This window comes from Bradyrhizobium sp. Unk1, assembly GCF_059512345.1.
Genome location: NZ_JCAMOP010000039.1, coordinates 59,675 through 80,869 on the forward strand (window position 1 = coordinate 59,675; position 21,195 = coordinate 80,869).

16 protein-coding genes and 4 pseudogenes are annotated in these 21,195 nt (G+C 57.7%); 5 read left to right on the forward strand and 15 right to left on the reverse strand.

Translation table 11 applies throughout. The annotated features are described in order from the left end of the window. Positions 1-1,257: 1,257 nt before the first annotated feature. Positions 1,258-1,611 carry a hypothetical protein gene (locus tag AC5ZFO_RS36505; protein ID WP_496123335.1) on the forward strand — a complete coding sequence of 118 codons (354 nt, stop codon included), beginning with the start codon at positions 1,258-1,260 and terminating at the stop codon, positions 1,609-1,611. A 350-nt stretch (positions 1,612-1,961) separates the two neighbouring features. Then, on the forward strand, positions 1,962-2,351 hold the full coding sequence (locus AC5ZFO_RS36510) for a hypothetical protein (RefSeq protein WP_496123336.1): 390 nt from the start codon (positions 1,962-1,964) through the stop codon (positions 2,349-2,351). 160 nt (positions 2,352-2,511) lie between these two features. On the opposite strand, the gene AC5ZFO_RS36515 is transcribed toward AC5ZFO_RS36510, so the two are convergent. The 4 genes from AC5ZFO_RS36515 to AC5ZFO_RS36530 form a co-directional block, all read right to left on the reverse strand. Next, positions 2,512-2,730, reverse strand: a complete 219-nt coding sequence (locus AC5ZFO_RS36515) for a hypothetical protein (protein WP_496123337.1) — start codon at positions 2,728-2,730, stop codon at positions 2,512-2,514. 610 nt (positions 2,731-3,340) lie between these two features. Next, complete coding sequence (locus AC5ZFO_RS36520) at positions 3,341-3,544, reverse strand: cold-shock protein (protein WP_183247692.1); 204 nt, start codon at positions 3,542-3,544, stop codon at positions 3,341-3,343. A 243-nt stretch (positions 3,545-3,787) separates the two neighbouring features. Next, the gene (locus AC5ZFO_RS36525) at positions 3,788-4,090 is read right to left on the reverse strand and encodes a hypothetical protein (RefSeq protein WP_496123338.1); all 303 of its coding nucleotides are present in this window, start codon (positions 4,088-4,090) and stop codon (positions 3,788-3,790) included. 7 nt (positions 4,091-4,097) lie between these two features. Next, a complete protein-coding gene (locus AC5ZFO_RS36530; RefSeq protein ID WP_496123339.1) occupies positions 4,098-5,285 on the reverse strand; it encodes a restriction endonuclease in 1,188 nt (395 codons plus the stop codon). 57 nt (positions 5,286-5,342) lie between these two features. On the opposite strand from AC5ZFO_RS36530, the gene AC5ZFO_RS36535 reads away from it, so the two are divergent. Further along, on the forward strand, positions 5,343-5,615 hold the full coding sequence (locus tag AC5ZFO_RS36535) for a hypothetical protein (protein ID WP_496123340.1): 273 nt from the start codon (positions 5,343-5,345) through the stop codon (positions 5,613-5,615). A gap of 452 nt (positions 5,616-6,067) precedes the next feature. Here AC5ZFO_RS36535 and AC5ZFO_RS36540 read toward each other — a convergent pair whose 3' ends face one another. The 6 genes and pseudogenes from AC5ZFO_RS36540 to AC5ZFO_RS36565 form a co-directional block, all read right to left on the reverse strand. Next, positions 6,068-8,539, reverse strand: a complete 2,472-nt coding sequence (locus tag AC5ZFO_RS36540; protein WP_496123341.1) for a putative bifunctional diguanylate cyclase/phosphodiesterase — start codon at positions 8,537-8,539, stop codon at positions 6,068-6,070. A 923-nt stretch (positions 8,540-9,462) separates the two neighbouring features. Next, positions 9,463-9,657: pseudogene (locus AC5ZFO_RS36545) on the reverse strand (hypothetical protein). 396 nt (positions 9,658-10,053) lie between these two features. Next, positions 10,054-10,280: pseudogene (locus AC5ZFO_RS36550) on the reverse strand (DUF3551 domain-containing protein). A 354-nt stretch (positions 10,281-10,634) separates the two neighbouring features. After that, the gene (locus AC5ZFO_RS36555; RefSeq protein WP_496123342.1) at positions 10,635-11,435 is read right to left on the reverse strand and encodes a hypothetical protein; all 801 of its coding nucleotides are present in this window, start codon (positions 11,433-11,435) and stop codon (positions 10,635-10,637) included. Then, on the reverse strand, positions 11,374-11,808 hold the full coding sequence (locus AC5ZFO_RS36560) for a hypothetical protein (protein ID WP_496123343.1): 435 nt from the start codon (positions 11,806-11,808) through the stop codon (positions 11,374-11,376). The genes AC5ZFO_RS36555 and AC5ZFO_RS36560 overlap by 62 nt, the downstream gene beginning before the upstream one ends. 75 nt (positions 11,809-11,883) lie before the next feature. Continuing rightward, on the reverse strand, positions 11,884-13,386 hold the full coding sequence (locus tag AC5ZFO_RS36565) for a methyl-accepting chemotaxis protein (protein WP_496123344.1): 1,503 nt from the start codon (positions 13,384-13,386) through the stop codon (positions 11,884-11,886). Positions 13,387-13,404: 18 nt separating this feature from the next. Between AC5ZFO_RS36565 and AC5ZFO_RS36570 the strand changes: the two genes are divergently transcribed. Beyond that, complete coding sequence (locus tag AC5ZFO_RS36570) at positions 13,405-13,644, forward strand: hypothetical protein (protein WP_496123345.1); 240 nt, start codon at positions 13,405-13,407, stop codon at positions 13,642-13,644. Between the two features lie 591 nt (positions 13,645-14,235). Then, positions 14,236-14,439, forward strand: a pseudogene (locus tag AC5ZFO_RS36575) (IS110 family RNA-guided transposase); the annotation flags it as partial. 101 nt (positions 14,440-14,540) lie between these two features. Here the strand turns inward: AC5ZFO_RS36575 and AC5ZFO_RS36580 are convergent. From AC5ZFO_RS36580 to amoB, 5 genes and pseudogenes are all read right to left on the reverse strand, one after another. After that, positions 14,541-15,875 (reverse strand): annotated as a pseudogene (locus AC5ZFO_RS36580) (transposase). Between the two features lie 147 nt (positions 15,876-16,022). Then, positions 16,023-16,553 (reverse strand): copper chaperone PCu(A)C, encoded by a 531-nt coding sequence (locus tag AC5ZFO_RS36585; protein ID WP_496123346.1) that lies wholly within the window; start codon positions 16,551-16,553, stop codon positions 16,023-16,025. Between the two features lie 435 nt (positions 16,554-16,988). Then, the gene (locus AC5ZFO_RS36590; RefSeq protein WP_496123347.1) at positions 16,989-18,923 is read right to left on the reverse strand and encodes a CopD family protein; all 1,935 of its coding nucleotides are present in this window, start codon (positions 18,921-18,923) and stop codon (positions 16,989-16,991) included. Beyond that, positions 18,923-19,795: a copper resistance CopC family protein gene (locus tag AC5ZFO_RS36595; protein ID WP_282525758.1), complete on the reverse strand. Its 873-nt coding sequence runs from the start codon at positions 19,793-19,795 to the stop codon at positions 18,923-18,925. Before AC5ZFO_RS36595 ends, AC5ZFO_RS36590 begins: the two co-directional genes overlap by 1 nt. Before the next feature lie 146 nt (positions 19,796-19,941). Further along, positions 19,942-21,189, reverse strand: a complete 1,248-nt coding sequence (gene amoB, locus AC5ZFO_RS36600) for a bacterial ammonia monooxygenase, subunit AmoB (RefSeq protein ID WP_282525757.1) — start codon at positions 21,187-21,189, stop codon at positions 19,942-19,944. Positions 21,190-21,195 lie beyond the last annotated feature (6 nt).

A 21,195-nucleotide genomic window follows, 5' to 3' on the forward strand; every position in this document is an offset into this window, starting at 1 on the left:
CCATAGGTCCCGCGCCGTTCAGCAGTCTACAGCGCGTATGCACGCTGCATGCGCGGCCGCTGGCCGTAAGGGAGCGGCCAAGCTCGCCGAGCTAGTCACCACCCTCTAGCTCTATTGCGGGGTATGGCCCACCTCAGTGACGGGGCGGGCCAGGACCGCCGCAACTATTCCGTCGCCTGCAGCACCACGGACGTCCGCCTGGCAGCCACAGCCGCGCGCTCGTCATCCACTAGCGCTTCGGCGTGCTCATGCGCTGCGACCTCGGCGCATCGCGCACCCGTATTTTTCCCTACGTCCAAAGTCTCGCAGACGCGCTGCACCACCGCTTGCGTTCGCGCTTTGGTTGCGGTTGGATACACTTCACCTTGGGGGCTTCTATGTCCATATTTTTGAAGGTCGTTTCAGGGGTCTATTTGCTGATTGTCTGACTCGCCTTCTGGAGTTACGAATTCCTGCACCGCCGTCGGTTCTCGCTCTCGATACCTGCCGTCGTGCAGTACGCGTTCGGACAAATGGTCGGCGAGCTACCCACCATCCGGCACTATTCCCGGCTTCAAACCGAGCACCTGAAGGCGATGCGAGCATCCTAACGAAAAGGCGCTCACCTCCTCGATCGTCCGTGACAGCTTTCGCGGCGACAGCAAGCAAATCCAATTCAAGATGCTCGGCGAGAACGGCATTTCTCTCGATCATGCCCTTAGAACCGCGGCGCAAGTCGGCGTCTGCGTGCTCAAGGTTTTCGCACTGGCTTTCATTCAGAAGAAGTCGCTGTGCGACTTCAGGAATTATCGGCAGGCCTTTGAGACCCTATTGACCAATCCGTTCCGGTCCACACGATCGTGCCCGCAAGCCCCAGCGACTGGCTCCCCGCCCGACTCGCTTCCATCCTCTCGCTTTGACCAAGGCAGAGAACCGAGCGGCCGCGAAGGCGACCACCAGGAGCGGATGCGCCAGCGCGATGAAGAGGCGCGCGCCGCGGATGCCCGCATCGGGCGTCGTGCGGGCAATGAACCGGCATCACGTCCCAGAGCTTAACGCGAAGGGAAAAGAGCCGCATTGGAGCCGGCGCACTGAAGAGGGATCAATGACCACTCTTCTGCTTGTGTGCCGTGCAACGTGGCTTGCATTCGCGCATCGGTTGCGGTTGAATTGATTGTTGTGGGCGGGGGCTCCGATGATTCTAGCTGGGCGTTTCGTCGTCAAGCACGCCGGTCGTCTCTTCCTTGATCGCCATTTTTTCAGAAGAGGAGGGTCGAGATGCTTATGCTTGAGTCTGAAGCGCTCTCAAAAGCAGCATGGCAATGGTTTGGCGCAGGCCTGGGATTAGCTTTCCTGATCACCATCGGAATCATTATAATGTTCTTTTGGTACAGCGCTTTCCACGCACAGACAGAGGAGGATGCAATAGATGCAGGCTTCCTGGGTCTGATGCTACTTCTCATAACGATCTTCTATCTCGTGGCGTTTTCTTTCCTCGTAGCAGCTTCAACCAAGGGCCTCGACATTAAGTTACTGGTGGCTACCGTAGATGCATTCGTCTTGATTGGCAGTAAATTGCTCGCCCCGGTTTTTCTGCGATATCTGAGCAATGAAAAGATAGGAAATGGATGATAGGGTCACCCTTCCAGAAACAGGCAGAAGAGATCGCGAAGGAGATCGCCCGTAGCGAGCGGGCCCGAACAGGCGCTCCAGTCTGGAAGCGATGACAAGCAGGTTCATTCGCACTTGCGTTGGCTGCGCTTGGTTGTTGTCGATCAGTATCAACCGTTATGCATGGTAGGTGGAGGTGCCGCAGCGGCAATATCAAACTTATCGGCTGATCGATGAAGTGATCGGCTCAGAGCGGATGTTCGACTATTTCAATCGTGCTGGCCTTAAGACAGTCGCGCTGCATTGGCCAACTTCGCAGGACTGAGTGCGAGCAAGCCGCCACAGACACCATTTTGCTTCGGAGCTTTCAGATGACGCGCGTGATCGTAGTGGTTCGGGAGGTGGGCAAGCTGAACCCGGAGTACTCTTTGGAATTTGACGTTCCGGAAGTTCCGAGAGTTGGCTCGTACATTTCGATCAACCGGCCCGACAATCCCGAGCCTTACAGCGAGGACATGATCGTCGAAAAGGTTTGGTGGCGCCTCCACCATCCAGAGACGCGGGCAGGTTTTTCAGCCAGCGAACCAGCAAAGATTGGCAAGCTCACCGAAATATTTGTAGAATGTATCCAGGCTACGGGGCCATGGTCCAGCGATCGATGGAGAGACATGCTGGACGTTAGGCGAGAACGAGGGGCAGAAATCCCGCAATTCGACGTCGCCCGGGTCCAGGTTCGACAGGACGCGTTTAAGGGCAAATAGTGGTGCCTCCCGGCCATAGCGTCCCGCTCATCGACCGCGTGCCAGTTGATAACGACGCGATGGCTTCCTTTGCAAAAGAAAGCCAATTCACATCCCTCGCGGTATCTCTGATGGTCGAGACCGCCAGCTATGCCTGCATAGCTGCTGGCACGTTGGGCCCTCAGACGAGCTGGGATCGCAATATGGCGGCCGTCGGAGGCACGGTGGTTCGGCAATACAACTGCTTGACGCCTTCCTCGATCAAATATGCAAAGATCGCGATGAAACGGCAGTCCTGATCGCGCCACCGCTGTTCGAAACGACCGTAAACATCAGGTTCTTCATTAAAAACTTCTCCGCCGATCTGATCGACTCCTACGTTCAGAAGTCTCTGCAGCACGAACGCAAACTTCGAGACAAGCACAAGGCCATTGGGGGAGATGAGCTTTCAAGCCACTTCGAGCCGAAACTTAATGATCTGCAGAATCGAGTATTTTCGCTTGTTGATGCGCATGAGGCTTATCTTGCGCGTAAAAAAATGGCCAGCAATTTAGAGCAGCGGTCGAAGACCGAGACCACGAACAAAGGGCGGCCGTGACTGATCAAGGCCAAGAACAATTCAAAGAGACTGCGAGGGCGCGCTGCGTCAGAAGGCAATCGTGTTGGGCATCGGCCTCGGGCACCAGCGGTGATAGATTGCTGGTTAGGCAAACAGACGATCTGACCAACAAGCCTCACTTCTTACGCTCATCGCGCAAGCTGGCGCCTTAGGCCAGCTTCATCCAATCAGCTGCAAGCCTTAACCATGCTTCCCGGTCTGGCTGCTTAATTGCCCTTTCGGCCAAGCGGCGGCATTCCTCGGCTCCGAACCGATAGCGATCCGCCTCTTCCTCGCTTGTCATTCGACTCACCCAGCGAACCAACGCAGGATGGCCGACGAGGAAATCAGAGGATATTCGACGATAGGCCCAAGCGGGGGATTGGAACCGTGGCGTCGTAGTTCGAAAGGCTCACCCGATTCTTAGGTTTTCCGCCGAGTCTTTTCCGCGATTGTTCACGACGTCGAAGCTAACCTTGGCTCCCTCTGCGAGTGAGGTGAACCCGGCCCTCTCGACGGCGGAGATGTGAACAAACACGTCCTTGCCGCCGTTGTCAGGTTGAATGAACCCGTATCCCTTTGTTGGATTGAACCACTTCACTGTCCCCATAGCCACTTTAAGTTCTCCATTTTTTAAAAACAAAAACTAGTGCGCGAATTACGACTAAAGAAAGGCCGCACCGACGCACCCGACACGTTCGCTACTAACTCAAATATTCTTAAATCAGGACGTAACCCTTAGGGCCATTGCGCCGTCAGCATCCCTTTGCCGTGCCGCCGCCTTCGCCACCACCGCCGCTAGTCGCCATGACTGCGAATTGCTTGGACGTTTGAATCACGTCCAACCCGATGCCCCCCTCTACCCGTCGGGCACGGAAACCCGATCCTCATCAGTCGCTTCCCATCTTCCGTCTTGTTGGACCAGCGGATAGGGGCTGCCTTCCGAGCCTTTCTTTAGCTGAATACTCAAAAGACCGACCTTGAAGATCAGACCCGGCCCTTTCTCGCGGAGAAGCAGCCGATGACTTCCCATGTGGCAGATCGAGCCCAGCGGCTCGAGATTCGCGCGTTCTTCAACGAAATTACCCGCATACGCTATATTCTGCGAGACGGCTACCCTGTCACCGCCGAGTGCCGCTTGGGATCCAGCGGAGGACTTCATGTCCGCGCTACCGAAGTTCAAACTCGGCGATTAAGGCTGGGCGCGCCGCCAAGAGCATCTCTAGATGACTCTCCGGCCACATTTCGATCCTGAGCGCCCGGTCCGATTGTCCCTGCTTTTCGATGGCCACCACCGCGTCCGTCGTAAAGCGTCCGCTTGTTGTGATGATGAGTACATCGACGCGTGGAGGCTCCCATAGGGCCATCTGCTCCTTGAGGAGAGCAACATCAGTTGGCGAGATGCTGCGCTCCAGCCAGTGCTTGCATTGGATAATGACCCGCGCCCGCAAATGGCCGGAAAGTCCATCCTTGGCCACCCGGGTGACAGACAGATCCCGCCCCTTGTCGGCGGCCCGGGTCTGCGTTAGCCATTCTGGGTTCTCGTACCCCGGCTCGTCTGCAATCAACGAGAAAATCAGCCGTTCGAACTCTTCTTCGGTCAGCTTCGCCCAGTTGAGCTTCGTCGGTATCGGTCCAGACGGCTTGCTAGCTATCAGTTCCCCAAGATCGCCGATATTTACGGATATCGGGTCATCCTGAGCATAGAGGCTCTTTCGTAAGCTCGCCTTGGCAACCGGCCAGTCAACGCGTTCGATGTCATCGAAGTCACAAACCTGCCCGAAATGCACATGCCGGCCCATTTCATTCCAGCGATCGGGGCGCGGTATGCTGCTGCCCATTAGCGTAGTGATTTCCTTGAAATGGGTGCGCAGTTCACCAAGTGCGGCCTCGGGGATCGACTCGCGTGGTTCCATTGCTTCGATGGCGGGACGAGTCGCCCGGATCAGCCGGTCGACTTGATCGATTGCGGCGTCAAGGGCGTGTCTTATTAGTTCGCGGCGCTTGCGGTTGAACCTGAATCGATATTCGCGAAGTTGACGGGAAGGCTCCTGTAGGCTGCCCTCAAAACTCGCTTCGGCGGCGGGCTCCATAATTTCCGTCAAATCAAACCTGATCTGCGCAATCTCGTCCAGATCGAAGAAATCAAGCTTGAGCCGCCAGCCGTCGATAGCGGGCATGTGCTCGACAATCGCAGCCGCTGCGCGGCATTTGTCTTCATAGGCAGGGTCCGACCCAAACGAAATCCCGGTCGGAATCAAGCTCTCAACATCGTCGCAAAGTCTTTCAAGCTTTGCGAGATCTGCTTCTATCGCCTCGAACTGTGCAAGCGCGTCGTAAAGAGTAGGTTTTTTCATTTTGTTTCCCCACCCAAATTATCGCATCATTCATTTGGCTCAAAGGGCACAGTCAGGATGAACCCAAAGCGCAAGACCGCGCAAATTGACCGTCTGGCCGGCGCAATCAGATACATCGCCACCGCCTTCGAGGGGTTTGCCGGGCTCTTCCTCGACGCCCTGCTCGAGGTGCCCATGAACCATCAGAGGACCAATCTGGTTGGCTATCCCGTTGGCGGCGTGGTCGACAACCCCGCAATTCTTAAGCTTCGTGGGATCGGTGCATATGACTTGAATGGGGAAGCGCTTCCATACGCACGGAGCGCTGGCGTGCGTCGAGCGCAGCAATAAGGCAACTAATACGCTCGGTCCGCCAGATTGATGCACCACAGAGATGCAGCCTTGAATCCGCCCCCTAATCCCTGGTTCATAGTGCACATAACTCGCGTGATGCTCCTCGACGTGGAGCGGCTTGAGCTTTGCGCACCATGCTCTTCAATGTGAAATCCATCCTCCGACCCACGGTCTGAAACCAGTTGGCTCGGTGACTACGGGTGACATCACGGAACTAACCGCAACAGCCGTTGTCGTTCCATATTCAATGTTTTGTCGTCGCTTCGAACGGCCGGATACAATGGAGCAGCAGTGCGGCGGAGAGGGTAGTCAACCCTATAGAAAAAGAAGCATTTTCTGCCATCGCGAGGCTGCTCGCGTAATCTGCTTGAGTGTTGGTGTCAGCTAATCGGGGCAGGAGGGGGATTGGTAGCGCAAGACCGCTGTTCCTTGTGGGTGGGGCCGTAGATTCACGCCGCTCTCGACGCCCTCGCACCAAAACGACGCAAGAGCTGCGCCACCTCGGCGGCCGGCCTGGCGCCGCTGAATAAGAATCCTTGCACCTCGTTGCAGCCCTCGGCGCGAAGCCAATCGAGCTGCTCGGTGGTCTCCACGCCTTCCGCGGTCGTGGTGATGTTGAGGCTACGCCCGAGGCCCGAGATCGCGCGCACGATGGCGACGCAGTCGGAACGTTTCGCAAGGTCCTTCACAAAGGAGCGATCGATCTTGATCTTGTCGAACGGAAAGCTGCGCAAGTAGCTCAGGCTGGAATATCCTGTTCCAAAATCGTCCAAGGCGATGGAGACCCCGAGCTCGCGCAGCTGGTGCAGGATCGCGAGATTGGCCTCGGTCTCCGCCAGGAACACCGACTCGGTGATTTCGAGCTCGAGCCGCTTGGGCGGCAAGCCCGAATTGGCTAGGGCTAAGATCACCACCTGGACCAGATTGCGGCTACGGAATTGTGCCGGCGACAGGTTGACAGCGACCTTGATTTCGGACGGCCACTTCACCGCCTCATTGCAGGCTTCACGCAACACCCACTCGCCGAGCGAGGCGATCAGTCCGATATCCTCCGCCACCGGAATGAACTCCGCCGGCGAGATCATGCCCTTCTCCGGATGGCGCCAGCGCAGCAACGCCTCAAAACCTGAGATCTTGTCCCGCGCGACGTCGACCAGCGGCTGGTAGTGCAGTTCGAAATCCCCATTGGCAAACGCGCGGCGCAGGTCGAGCTCCAGTTCGCGGCGCCGCTGCACCTGGTGATCCATCTCGCGCTCGAAGAAACGCTGCGTGCCGCGGCCATCTTCTTTTGCGCGATAGAGCGCCATGTCGGCGTTGCGCATCAGTTCCTCGCTACTCGTGCCGTCGGCTGGTGAGAGCGCAATTCCGATCGAGGCGCCGATCACCACCTCATTGCCGTCGATCTTATAAGGCGCACTCAATATCTCGATCAACCCGGCGGCGAAATCGCTCGCCTGCTTCGGTGAGGTGTCGTCAGCCAGGATAACCGCAAACTCGTCGCCACCAAGCCGTGCCGTCAGATTCTTGCCGGCTACTTGCGAGCGCAGCCGGTCGGCGACCTGCGTGAGCAGGCGATCTCCCATAGGATGGCCAAACGAGTCATTGACGTTCTTGAAGAGGTCAAGGTCGATGCACAGCACCGCCACGCGTTTGTCGGCGGCATTGCTGCCTTCGAGCGCGTCGTCTAGCCGCTCCCGAAGGAGCGCGCGGTTGGGGAGGTTAGTCAATCCATCGTGGAGCGCCATATGGGCAATGCGGGCCTCGGTCTTACGCCGTTCGGTGATGTCGACCACCGCGACCAGGTAGCCCTCGCGCTCCTCCAGCATGAGGCGTCGCCCGAAGGTAAGCACACAAATTTCGCTGCCATCGGCTTTCACGTGACGCGAGTGATGTTCGGACTGGTAGTTATCGCCGACGTCCCGCAGCGCCTGCGTATAGCTGAGCCACTCGTCCTTTGGCCAGATATCGTGAACTCTCATCCGCAGGAAGGTCTCGCGGGCGTAACCGTAATGTTGCACCGCTGCGTCGTTAACTTTCACAAGGGCCATTGTCTCGGCGTCTAACGCCAACATCGGCATTGGATTGCTGTCGAACAGCAGCCTGAACGAAGCGTCTCGTCGCTTCAAGGGCGTGACGTCTGAAATAACCAGGGAGAGGATACCGCCGAAGGCGGTAATTGCCAACCGCAGGCTGCGTTCATCGCTGTCGATCTCGAACTGGTCACCCCGGTCGTCCTTAACCGCAGCTCGCAACCGCACTACGACCGCTTGCGAACAAATGAGATGGGCCCCACTGCTCAGACGCTGCCACAGCAGGCTTCGTTCTGTCACGTTTAGAAGTCTCACTGCTGCTTGATTGTGGTGCATGACCTGAAAATCAAACGGCTGGCCCGTCGCATCGCGAATGGTCGAGAGCGTGATTACGCCGTCATCGGTCGTGGAAAAGATCGCGTCGAGTAGATTGTATTCCGCGCCGCGCTCGTTGACGTAGGCGCCGACCAGCGTGCCGCCCCAGCGCGACGAAGTCGGCAGAGCTAACACGTCGTACGTGCGCACCATGCCGTCGCGGACGCAATGAGCGGCCGCGAGATAGGGATGGTTGTTTGCAATCGCGTTCGAGGCTGCCTCGCTGAGGACGGTCGCGCAATCCGGGCGCAGCGCGTCCATCGGAATGTCCCAGCGTTCATCGCCGAGCCACTTCTGCGCGTACCGCCCCGTCCGCGAAACGGCGAATGCGTCATTGTCACATTTGAGCAGCACCAGGTGATCGGCGAGTCGCCCCAGGCTGCCCAACAGCACATTTTCATAGCGGGGAAGAGTTTCGCCGGGCTTGAGCGCAGCATGCCACTTACGACGCAGGACCGGCACGTCCTCGAACATCCCCGTACCTAATTTCACGGATTGCTTCCTGACAGCACCCATCACACACCCCGAGATCCAAGCTTCCTGCCCGCACTGCATCAAATCCGGCTTGACTTAATTCGCTGTAAACGATGGACGTGGATTGTAGCGCGTAGCCAATCTTGACAATCCTAAATCAGCTTAGCGCGCGTATGACGGATGGGCGAAGGAGTTGCACGCAATCGGGAATTTAGCGCGACTCTTGGTAAGAAACCGATACTGTGCTCACAACAGGCTGCTGCGAGGCAGCCACCCGTGATTGCCTCCATGCAACGGGATGCAGGAAATCCTCGGCACAGCGGAAGAATTCGACGCAAATATGCTGACGACGCCAGTATGATGACGAGAACCTTCGAACGAACGTTTTGAACGTCACGCATTCTACTCACAGAGTTTTCGTCCGTTACACGCGTCTGTACGGGCTGATGTTTGTCCAATTCGTACCAACTATGGCTCAAACCCTTCCCGGCCGCCTCTCCCTCTCAGTGCCGCTGCCAATGAAAATGGGACCGGTGCTGCACACCGGTCCCACATGCGTGCCGGACGGCCGAAACCGTCCCGCCATCACACACGTCATTCAGCGGCGTCGAGCTGTTGCCGATCGTCGTCATCATCCGCGACATCCGGCTCCTCCTCATCACTGAGGCATTCGGGCAGCGGTCCGGCTTCGCCATCCAGCTCTACCGGCGCTGATGCTGCGCTGCATTGGGAAACGACGAACGAGCTGAAAGAGTAAGGCCAGAAATGACGGCAAAGAAGTGAACGACTACGAGACCAAACCGCAGCGCTTTACTTGTCGATGAGGCTGTTTAGTGATCGGACCACTCGTCGATAGCGATCGATCTGAGGTCTCGATATCGAGCGGAATTCCCATCACGGATCGTCCGCTGCAGGACCGGCCCCATGGCACGTCAGTGACAACATCCTACTCGGCGAGCCTATCGCTACATTGGGGGAGCTTTGGAAAGAGCATCACGACCGATCTGTTTGAGCCGATCAGGTCCTATTTCACCTGTGCTCGCCGCTTCCAGAATCTTCGAGGCGACATGGGTGCGAGCGCCGGTATCCTACCGGGAAAGATTCTTGCAGACGTCGTCGAGGACCACCCTTAAGAGCGCAGCGGTAGGGGCATCCAACATTTGGAAATCTCCCTCATTCTCTTGCGGCTAACGTAGCGTAGATTTCGCCTCAGGAGCGCCACGTGGAAAACTACCCAAAGTCGAACAGTCGAGAGGCACCATGGAAGAAGAAGCTGACAAGAACGCAGCAAGCAGATGTCTGTTTGAGTTTTCGCGTTGTTTTCCTTGAATTGAATTAAAGAGCGACGCCCGACTGCGCGTGACGCTGATGAGCCACTACTTCCCAATCGTTGTTGCTTCGCGTCTTGATGCACCTGAAGAGACTGCATCGCGAGCGTACTTGCACAGAGGACTTCCGGTCAGGCGGAAGTCCAACGCCTCTCAACTTTGCACGGCAGGTCCATTAATATGAGCAATATTCCGACTGATGTCTCGATCACGCTTGACGATCACACATCAGCGCAATTGTGCTCCTTGTCGCTGGAACGCGTGGATTGGATTCATGCCGCAATAGGCGTAGGTGCCGGATGCAGTGGCAATGCACTGATCATAGGTCGAGAACTGGCAATTGCCCGGATATCCCCAGGTACGTCCCTGCAGGCAATAAACGTCCTGCCGAGTCGGGGGATGTATGAACGCCCCCGCGGAGCGGCGGCCGAAGGAGATCCAAAGCCGACGAGCATGGGAAGTGCAAGCACACCGATAAACAGAAGGTTGCGCATGAGACCTCTAGCCTCCGTTATGTCTTGCTGAAGGGTAGTGTATCCGGATTTGATGTTTTGATCTTAGTCAATGGCAACTAGCCGGTCGCTGTCTGTGGGCTGATCGCCTTCGAACCGAGCGTGACGGCGCTCCGAGTTTGGCGCAACATTCGTGCTGTTTTTAGCAAGGTACGCTATTTCCAGCGTGACGAGGCACATGTGCCGCAATTCGGACTTGTCGCCCAAGCGGCTCGAACTCAAGATCACCGAGTCGGTGTTCCTGCCCGAGACGGAAGCTAATCTCGCCACCTGCATCAACTGCGCGGGCTCTTTCCGTCAATTGCTACGCCAACGCTGTTCGACAGCAAGCCTCTGCAATGTGCCGCGGCCCTTTCTGATCATGCGACCCGGACGTCCGCCCAAGGAAAGGTCTGAGCGCCGCTTGGCGGATTCTAGGATGTGCGTGAGATGCCGGCGGTCGGTGGGGATGCTGTTGATTTCGGCATTGACCGCGGTCTCCACCGCCACCATCAAATTGTGCAGCCGCTTCCCCCAATCCGAGCCATCGAGCTCGATGCGCCCTCTCACGGCTTCCTCGATCTCATAAATTTCGGTAAGGATCTCCTTCGCCAGCGCAATGCGATTATGCGTGAATGCGTAGGTTAGCATCAGGTGTTGCTCGTCCATCTGATCGAGCACCATCGGGACCGCAACCGCATAGGGGGTCGCTGCGATCTCCGGCGCGGCCCTGCTCGCGGCGAGCTTTGTCGCGAGGTGGACCAGCTGCCACGGCGTTTCCAGCCGCCTCGCGATGATCGTGAGCGCGAACGGCACGGCTTCGGCGCGCTTTGCATGAAGCACATTCAAGAGATCGAACACCTTGGCGAGCGACCTGCCCTCGAGATCGGCTATCTTGAGTGGAAGCGCGCGGGCGAATACAGCAAGCTCCTGGCGAGCGTGCATCACCCGAATCATCTTGATCAGGTCATTGAACGTGGCGCGCGAACTCGTATAGGCCTCAAGCCCGGTGCGCACAGCGGTGAGGCCATCGTCGGTTTCGAGAATTTGGTCGAGATCACGACCTTCTTTTGGAATGCCGCCGCGATCCGCCGCGCCTCGGGGCTTGGCAATTGACAACCATGACCTTCTGCGCGGTTGCCATGTACTCCCGGGCCATGCTCGGCAGTAGCTGTTCGGCCACGAGGTTCCAGATCGGCGCAAGCGATCCGCGCGCAATCTGCCCTTTGTTGGCGCGCTCTGGCGGGGCGTCCACCAGCACCGGCTCCAGCGGCTCGTAGAAATAGCGTAACCGATTGCCAATCCGGGAGTGGCTCTCCCCGGTGTCGTGGAACTCGGCGCGCAGCGCGACGATGAGAGGCTTCGAATGTGGAATGTCCTCGCCCAACAGAAGCATCCGTTCCAGCTCGGCGAGCAGGCGGGCGCGCGCCCGAGGCGTTAATTGCCGCAGATACTGCGTTAGATGTTCACTGGTCTGGTCCGGCTCAGTCATCGAACGCCTCTCACTGCTCCGGACGATACCGTCGGGACACCCTGCATCGCTCCTCTCTACCTCGCCTGCAGATAATCATGACCTGATCCCGGCGAGAAAGTCATCGGCTTCGACTTTGAGGCGATGGCTGGTTCGGGCAAGCACATTGGCAGATGTCAGCACCTGCGACGATGATGCGCCTGTGATGGACGCTTTCTGGGCAACCTGGCGGATGTTGCCCGCGACCGCTGTCGACATTTCGGCCGCACGCTGGATATTCTGGGCAATATCCTTGGTTACCGCGCCCTGCTGATCAATCGCAGCCGCAACCGCCGACGCGATTTGTGAGATCCTGCTAATATTATTTCCGATGTTTGTGATGGCGCTGACCGATTCCAGTGTCGCTGTCTGAATGTCGGCAATCTGCTCTCCAATTTCGGAGGTCGCGTTCGCCGTCTGGGTTGCTAACGACTTCACCTCGTGCGCCACAACGGCAAAGCCGCGGCCCGCATCGCCCGCACGCGCGGCTTCGATCGTTGCGTTAAGCGCCAAGAGGTTGGTTTGCCTGGCGATCGCTGCGATCAGCTCGACCACACCACCGACTTTTAGTGCCGCAGCCGACAGGCGCTTCATCCGCCGATCCGTTTCTTCGGCCTGGCGCACAGCCCCCTTGGCGATCTCTGTAGATTGCTCGACCTGCCGGCCGATCTCGGAAGCGGATGCCATCATCTCTTCCGTTGCGGCAGCAACAAGCTGAACATTGGCTGACGCTTCCTCCGAGGCCGACGCAACGTTGTCAGATATCTCCCGAGTAACGTGGGCCGTATCCGTCAGCTCGCGAGCGGAAACCTCCAGCTCGGTCGAGGCGGATGACATCGTATCGATGACGCCGCTCACGGCGTGTTCAAACGTGCTGGCAAGCTCTCCAAGCTCCGCCTTGCGTCGCATCCCGGCCAGGCGATCCTGTTCCTGATTCGCCGCAAGCTCCGCTTGCACCTTTTCCCGTGACCTGACCTTAAATGTTTCCATGGCCTGCGCCATATCGCCGATCTCGTCTGAACGGCCAAGGCCGGGCAGCGTGACGTCGAATTGCCCAGCCGCCAGTTGGCGCATTGCTGCGCTCATGCGGGTAATCAGCTTCGCCAGCCGCTGCCCGATAAGCACAGCAGCGAAGCCGATTGTGAGAGTGGCCAGCCCAATTCCCCAGCCCAATATCGCTCTGAGGCGCGACGCACACTCTTCCGCAGAGACAGCGCGATCGTCTGCGGCTGCAATCGCCTTCAACAGGAGGGGGCGATTCCGGCCGTAGATCTGGACGAGATCGTCAACCTCGTCATCCAGCGCCTGTTGCGACACAAGGTACGCCAGAAAGCTCGATCGATAAGAAGCAATAAGATTCTTCAACTCGGCCTTAGCGTCCGAAGAAAACTCTGAGGCCGCAAGCGCGGCCTCGAATTCGGCAACCCGCTTTTCCAGCTCATCGCCGTATTTCTCCTCGTGCCGCAGCATGAAATCCTTTTCGTGCCGTCGCATCATCAACATCAACACCGTCAGGTGCGGCTCGTTGACATGCGCAAGCCGAGTTTCTGCCTGATGCACGGCTTCGCGGAGCTTACCTTGGAGTCCGTCATTCTCCGTAAGCCCGAGCACACGCTGCGCGGAAACGACATTGTTGAAACGAGTTGCGTAAAGGTTGATCCCGGCGCGAAGGAACGTCACGTCTCTCAGGGGATCGCCCTCCGACAAGGAAGTGACCTGCTTCTCGATCTGCTCGAGGTGCGCCAGCTCGTTCTTGATGCCTTGGGCGTGTTGCGCGATCAGGGCTTCGTTATGCTTGCGCAGAAACTCCAGCGCTAGCTGTTGCGATTCAAGAAAGGCTTCTGAAAGGAACGTCAGGTGAGCGCGAAGATTAGCGCTCGGTTACTTCGTTCTGTCCCTTCGCAAGGTAATTCAGTCCGGCAATGCAAGTCGCTCCTGTGACAAGCACACCTACGATTCCTAGCAGCGCGATCTGGGTACGTAGGGCTGGTCGAAGCCGACGAAGACCTTTTGATACAAGCTGTTTCACAATTCTAGGGGCGGGCATCAGATTTCCAATCGGTGCATGCGCGAACAAAGTCACAAGGATTTTGATCAGCGCTCAACAGTGAGCTGGCGAAATTACTGATCGTTCGCGAAACCCTAGTTTCGTTTGGTTACATAAGATTGAACTCCGCTGTCATAACCGGTTCGGCACTGCGTCAACAACACAGCGAGCGCTGGCGGCGGGCTCTCGAAACATCACGTGCAAACCTACTGATGTATCATCGTCTTTTCGGCTATCCGCTGCGAAGAAGGCCCCGAGTGACGCAGGGATTCTGCGAATTTCGACTGACGTCCGCAGGATTTGCGCAGGCACGACACTCCGCTTGGAAGCCTGACAAGGCGTGCCGAGACCGCCACATGCGAAAGCTTGATCCCGGCGATCTGTCCAAACTGCTTCGCAAAGCACGCGCCATTGGCGGAGCGTATCAGCTTTGAGACGGCACGGTGGCAAGCTGGCTTTGGCGCGAGCTTCGTAGGGTTGAACTCCCCGTCGTTTACATCGATGCAAGGCACGCACACGCAGCACTGTCTGTCCGCATGACGGCGAAGTTGGTCAACACAGTGAGGTAGTCAGACGACTGCTGCTGTTGGCCGATTCCGTTGAAAAAGTCGGCAGTAGTTTCGTGGTGAACGCCCGCTATTCCACGGTCGGGTTGGCTTGGTGGGGCTCACGCGGGCGTCAGCGCGGGCATCGGGATCAGCTTGGCCATCTTACGACGGTTCTGAATGGTGGCTGCCAGGGTGAACCCATCACGCGCGCTGTTCGGACCCCTTAGTCTCAAGCGATCGAGCTTGAGAATTCGTTTGAGGTGCAAGAACAACATCTCGATCTTCTTCCGGCGCCGGCGCGAAGTGTGACCCTCTTATGATCTTGCGATCTCGCGCGCCATGTCGCGAGCGCCCTCGTAGATCGAGCGCGGCACTTCCCGAGCCGGACTGCTGGGGCAACACCTCTTTTTCAAAGAGCATGCTTGACAATCGTGCTTCCTTGCACGCTAGAGGATCGTCGCTTCATCGTTCACTGGCGTCCCTGTGGTGGTGAGGGTTTTGCCATCGGGGCAGCGATAGAGGTCCCCGACATGGTCATAGGTGAAGTCCTCGCGCGAGAAGGTCCCGTCGGTGCGTGCCGACTTGTCGAAGACGGTCACGTGCGGCTCGATCCCGTGCTCGTAGACCAGCCACCCTGGCATCGCGACCGAGCCTTAGGCGGTGTCGCCGAGACGCCGGCTCGGATAAAGGTCGAATCGTTCGAGCGAGCGTTGGATCATGCGCTTGGCGGTCAACACTTCCGCTTGGCGGATTGCCGTGGTCGCTTCGACATCGACAATGATGGTGTTTTCGACGTGGACCAAGTAGTTCGTCGAATACGCAAAGTAGGCTTGTCCGCACGTGCGCTCCCGTCCAGCGCGCCGCCGGATCGGAGGGCGACACGAACTTCGGAGTGACCTCTGTCGCAGCACCGAACGCGGCATAGTCAAGAACGGTAAGGTACTCATCGATTGCTCGACCCGCGGCCTCCGGTAGAAGCCCCTTTTTGCCTTCAGCATCCGCTTTGATCAGGCTCGCGTCGACCGCGAACCTTCGCCACCGACCAGCCGCTCCCGGAAGCAGTGGCGCAAGACAGTCTCGAACACGCGACGGAAGAAGATCGCTCCGACGGAAGCGGCCGTGCCATTCTTCGAGAACGTCGAGTGATCGTTGACAGTCCGCTCCAGACCCAACCGGCAAAACCAGCGGTACGCCAGATTGAGGTGGACTTCATCGCAGAGGCGCCGCTCCGATCGTATGCCGAAGCAATAGCCCACCAGGAGCATCCTGATCATCAGCTCGGGATCGATCGAAGGCCGTCCGATGTTGCTGTAGCACGGCGCCAACTCCCGGCGCAGGTCCTCAAGCTCTACGAACCTATCGATCGACCGTAGTAGGTGGTCGGCCGGGATGTGTCTTTCGAGCGAGAACTCATAAAACAACGCAGCCTGTTCGACTTGCCAATGCCCCATCATGACCTTCAGTCCTGCCAATTAGAGAGCATGGCTACTTGGTCGTGAATGTTTCCATATCTGGGGCGTTCCCAAATGCCCATCGCGCTCATGGTTCGATCTCCCACAACCTGCAGACGGCGTCCATGCTTCGCCTTTCTCCTGGCACTTTTAGTGGTGAGTGTGATGATGGATTGGCGTATCATCCTCTTCAGCCAAGCCTGCCGGCTCGATCGTGAATTCGATTTCTATGGTGCCCGCCTTTTCGAATTCCAACGTCCCTTTGACCATCTCTCCTTCCTTTAGTGCGCCGTGAAGTCCTTCAAACAGAATCCGCGCGCCACCGGGTTGAAGACGAACGAAACCACCAGGTTCTATTTGGAAGCCATGCTCATGGGTGGCGAACTTAGCTGGCCGTGCGCCTGCATCGGCTTCCTGCAAAATTCCCTTCTCGCCCGAAAGCGACGCCCCGAGCAACCGATCTGGCCCTGTGCCCCTGTTCTGAATTTCGATCACATAAGCCGTCGTCGTCGTATTGGTCGTATCCTTTGCAGCCACCCAGGGATGCTGGATCAGTAGTGTTCCGGCCTCCAACTCATGGCTGACGGCGGTACTGTTAAAGAGAGCCAGGACGGCAACACCGGCAATCGGCGAAAGCAATGCCCTTGCACTCGCCATCAACATCGTGGGTTTCCAAGGCATCATGGCCTCCTCTGTAATCCGCGTTTTAGCGCTTACCACTTTATGTTCGCGGGAAAAGTGGTCAGCGAACGTTTCCCGCAATTGCCGCTTTTGGAGGTGGGCTCAACTGGGCCGGATCAGGATCCTTCCGCTCAATGCAGGCAGCGCTAGCCACGATCACTCGGGGGCTGATACGGGACGGCGAGATGAGATGCTCTTCTTCTGCCCACCGATCCCCCATCCGAGTGCCCCAAAAGAGCTACCGCCTGGTTGTCGACGCAGAATCTGCTCGCTACTATGATCATGGCTCGTCCCGGCCTGCGATCTTGCTGGCACCTGTCGCCGCGACAAATGATCGATTGAAACTCGCGAGGTGCACTGCGCTCGGCGAGAGCATTGATCGCCAGTGCGATCAGCGGGAGCCAGACAGCAGTGAGGGCAAGAGCGGCCCGGACGCTAATGGTCATGAACGCCTCTCTTGTTGATCTCCGGCTCGGCTTGGAGCTGCGTAATTGCGTCGACCAGTTGCGAATGCGATGCCAATCCCTCCGTCTCGTCCGAACGCCAGCGTGCGCGCACGAATCCGAATCTGTCGATAAGAAACTCGATTATCGCTGGAGGCGAATCGTTGTCATCGAAGCCGGGGTTCGCCATTGTGCGCCGATAGAGATTCCACGCAACGGCAATGCGATGGTCTATGTCGAACACGATGCAGGGATTTCCTGACTCACTTGGAGATGGGAACTCCTCGGAGGGAGACGGCATCACCGCGACGATGATTCCGCCTGCTTGCTCGATGGCGCGCGCGTGTTGCGTCAACTGATCTAGGCGCTGCGTTCGGATGCCATCTCGGAAGATCAACACAAGTTTTGAGCGCCCATCGCTCCTATCTTTGAACTTCTCTCTCGGGTCAAGGCCGTGGCACGTCGGAAAGTCGATCGCGTGAAGCCACGGCTGCCCCGCCGATATTTCGGGACCAAGAACTCTTGCTCCATAGCCAAGCGATAGAGCCATCGCGTACTCGACCACTCGCCACCTGTCCAACTCCGACAGACTTTCGGCAAAGCCCGGCATCGCCGAGGATGGGAAGCCATGGCTCACCCACCAGTACATGTCTCCCATCGTATGGTCTCTCGTGTGCGGAGCAGTGAGATCGGCGGGCGGCGGCTTCAAATCATTTGCCAACGGGCCGTCTCCTCTACCCCTCAGGCCGTGGCAAGCTACGCAATTAGCAGCGAATACGTCCTGCCCCTGGGCAATCGCTTCCGCGTCATACGGCACTGGAACCTTTGAGTAGGTCGAAGGATACGCGGGGACTGACAACCCGGGCAGTGCGACAGCCCCTGCGACGCCAAGTCCAGCAACAGCCGCGAGCGTCGCCCACCGCCATCTTCCCATACGGCCGAGCTCAAATGCGGCAATACTCCCAACTAACAGAGCAATGAAGCCGCCAATGGCCAGAACGTTACTTCCCGGTACGGTCCCCCAAGCGACGACTGGATCCAGACGGAACGAAAGCGGCCAGACTATCTCGACGTGCCTCGATGGAATGGCCTGAGACAGGCAGCCCGCAAGTAGCGTGACCAGAAATGCGAAGGCTAGCTCAATCTTCAAGACCATCGCGAGTGGCTGAGTTGCCCCTTCGGTCTTTAGCAAGGGCAATAGCCTCTGTCTAATAAACGCCGCGCAGATCAGGACCGTGCCGATGCAGGCGAACTTTCCCGTCAGGAGCCAGCCATATTCGGTCGCCACCAAACCCGGCCAAGTCCCCACGTTTTCGATTGCTAGAGCTACTCCGGTTGCGACCACGAGCAACATGAGCGGCAGCGCGACCGTCGAAAAACTGCTCAGGAGCCTAGATTTACTTTCGGGCCTCTCCGCTGCCTGGCGAGCCATCGCGACAACGAGGGTTGACAGTCCTCCGAACCAGAGCGCCGCCACAGCAACATGGATCATGTTGATCGCGAGGTCTGCTATAGTGCCGCCAGCCGCCGAGTGACTCGAGAACAATCCCACCAGCAGCGATAGCCCGCTGGAACTCGCGGCAAGACTTGGCTTATGAAGAGGTCGCAAGCTCACAAATCCGACTAGCAAAAACCCAAGCGCCGCGACCTGAGCTCTCCCGAACCGCGTGTCCAACATAATGAAGAGCACGTCGCTGGAGCTGACAGCTAAGACCGGCTTGCCAAGGACGGCGCCGATCCGAGCCGTTGAATACAAGAGACCGAGGACGAGTCCTACGGACGCAGCGATGGAAGCTATCGTCGTGAAGCGCGACCGAGTGCCGCTTTCAAGACCCTCGCGCCACAGTGCCAAACCCCAGCAGAATCCGCCAAAAGCTGCCGTGGAGGCGAAAGCAGACCCTCGCGCAAGTGAGAGGACCGTTTCCATCAAGGTTCTCGGTAGAGAAATTTAAACTTGCCTTCCGTGCGATGCCCATCAATCGAGACAACGCTCCAACTGACGGTATAGAGCCCAGCAGATAGATGAGGTAACGAAACATTCACGATTCGCCCGTTGCCGCTTAGCACGGGCTGCGAAAGCCCTGATACGGATTTATTATCGCGAGAAAGGGCGACATTGATGAGCCGCTGTTCGAGCGCTTCAGTGAAGTACAGGACCATCGGGTCGATCGGAGCTGCAATTTCGCTGCCATCTTGCGGCGTCGATCGAATGAGATGCGCATGAGCGAGTACCGCGCTTGGCATTACGATCAGCACGGCCATCAGGACGAGCACGAACCTTTTCATCGAAGCAACCCGCCTTTGCCTGTGGTTCGCCGAGGATAGCTCCCGCCCGATCGAGTATCGCCGCCGTGCCCACAGAAACGTTCCCACGGCGCCTGACACTATGACCAGGCACCACGCCAGAAGACGTATCAGACTCCAGCCTCGCCCCACATCGAATGGAAAGTTTGCCACGCTTCGCTCACGACCCTCGATCGCCACCATGCCGACGTATCTGCCGGCTTTCTCGAAATTGACCTCGATCTTTATCGTTCCGTTCGGATACTTTCTTGGTGGAATGTAGAGGATGCTGGATGATGTGTCTGTCATTTCCATCCTTTGTACGCCGTCATCTCTAGCCAGGTTCACGCTTACCGGGATGTCTCGAAGGAACTCGTCGACGAAATCGAGAACGATGATCGTTCGCCCGACCTCCGGTATGTCCTCACAAAATTCGGCTCTCGAGCTCTGCGGCTGATAGCCAGTAAAATGCATGAAGTAGCTGTCCACTTTCAGCTTGCATTGGTCAGCCTCCATGGACACAGCTCCGTGCGCATGACCTTCGCGGACAGCGGCAAGAACAAAGAGAGCGCCGAGCGCCATCACAAGGACGGCCGGGAACGCCCCTCTTCCGCTCGCGGTCGTCCACCACTGACCTCGTCGCAACATTCGCGCACTCAAGCTTACTTAAGTTCGGTGAATACGGGCACGATTGGTCCGCCCATCTCCGCGATGACGCGTTTCCCATTCGGAGTGTAGAGGAGCAACAACCCACCGAACTTGGAGTCGACGTCGGTGAGGAAGCTGACAAGGCGCTCCAATTCCCACACGGCGTCCGTTGCCTCGATGAGGACCTCTCTCGTCTCACCGGGATTTATCGGCGTATTACTACTGAGCTCAAGCCCTGTGCGTGCGACGAGATCTCTTGGGTAGGTCGGATCTACATTGGCTACTGCTGCCGGGACCTCCTGATTGAGGAAGCGGATGTTTGCGGTCGTAAGCTCGCCGATTGAAAGAGGTTCTGACCCTTTGTTCGTTATCCTGGTCGCTAACCTCATCGAACGGCCCGGCACGTCATAGGTGGCCGATATGACCTTGACCTCTGCGTCAGCAGGGGTTGCCGGGCGCGGCGCGACCTTATTCAACCCGCTCTGGAGGGGCACATTATATGGATATTCCTGATTGGCTCGGACGTAGCCGCCGAAGACCATGACGAGAACGACCGCCGCCACAATGATCCCGACCCCGGTGTCCCTCAACGAAACCAACAAATCCTCCCTGCCCTTCTGCAGAACGAGCCATCGAGGCAAAAACAGCGGACGAACCAACCAGAACAACAACCAAGCCGCAGCCACGGCCAGCCAGGCCACATGCCATCCGACCGCGTTAGTCAGCCCGAACGTCTGCAAGTCGTCGATCTGCAGACCAGTCATAGTCTTGATCGGAAACGCGAACGAATGCGCATCACCCGAGATGTTTATCCACTGACCCGGTCCCACCAGAGGGCCAGATCCCTTGATCGAGATCGAGGGATGGATGTGGCTGCTGCCCGGTGTGCGCCCCTCAAGAACCATTCGAAAATCGTAGTCGCGGCCAAGTTCCAGCTTTGCGAAAGACTGCCTCGCTGGCTCACCGTTGAGGTATGTTTCCACCCTGGCAATTGTTGGCCCCGGCGATACGCTCGATACGAAAACAATATCCGGCGGAGTAACTGCGTCCGGCCAGTCCTCCATCAGCCTGAATTTTCCCGTTAGCTCGAACCGTTCGTTCACCTTCACGTCAGTTTTGGAGAAGTGGACATCGTAGAACTGTACCGTCCGGGTCCTCAAGTATGGCTCCTGAGCACGTTCGCCATGAGCGGCGGCGCTAGACACTCCGGCAGTGAAGGCAACAACCCAACCGGCAGTGAGTTTTATAAGTTTCGCCAACATACCCGT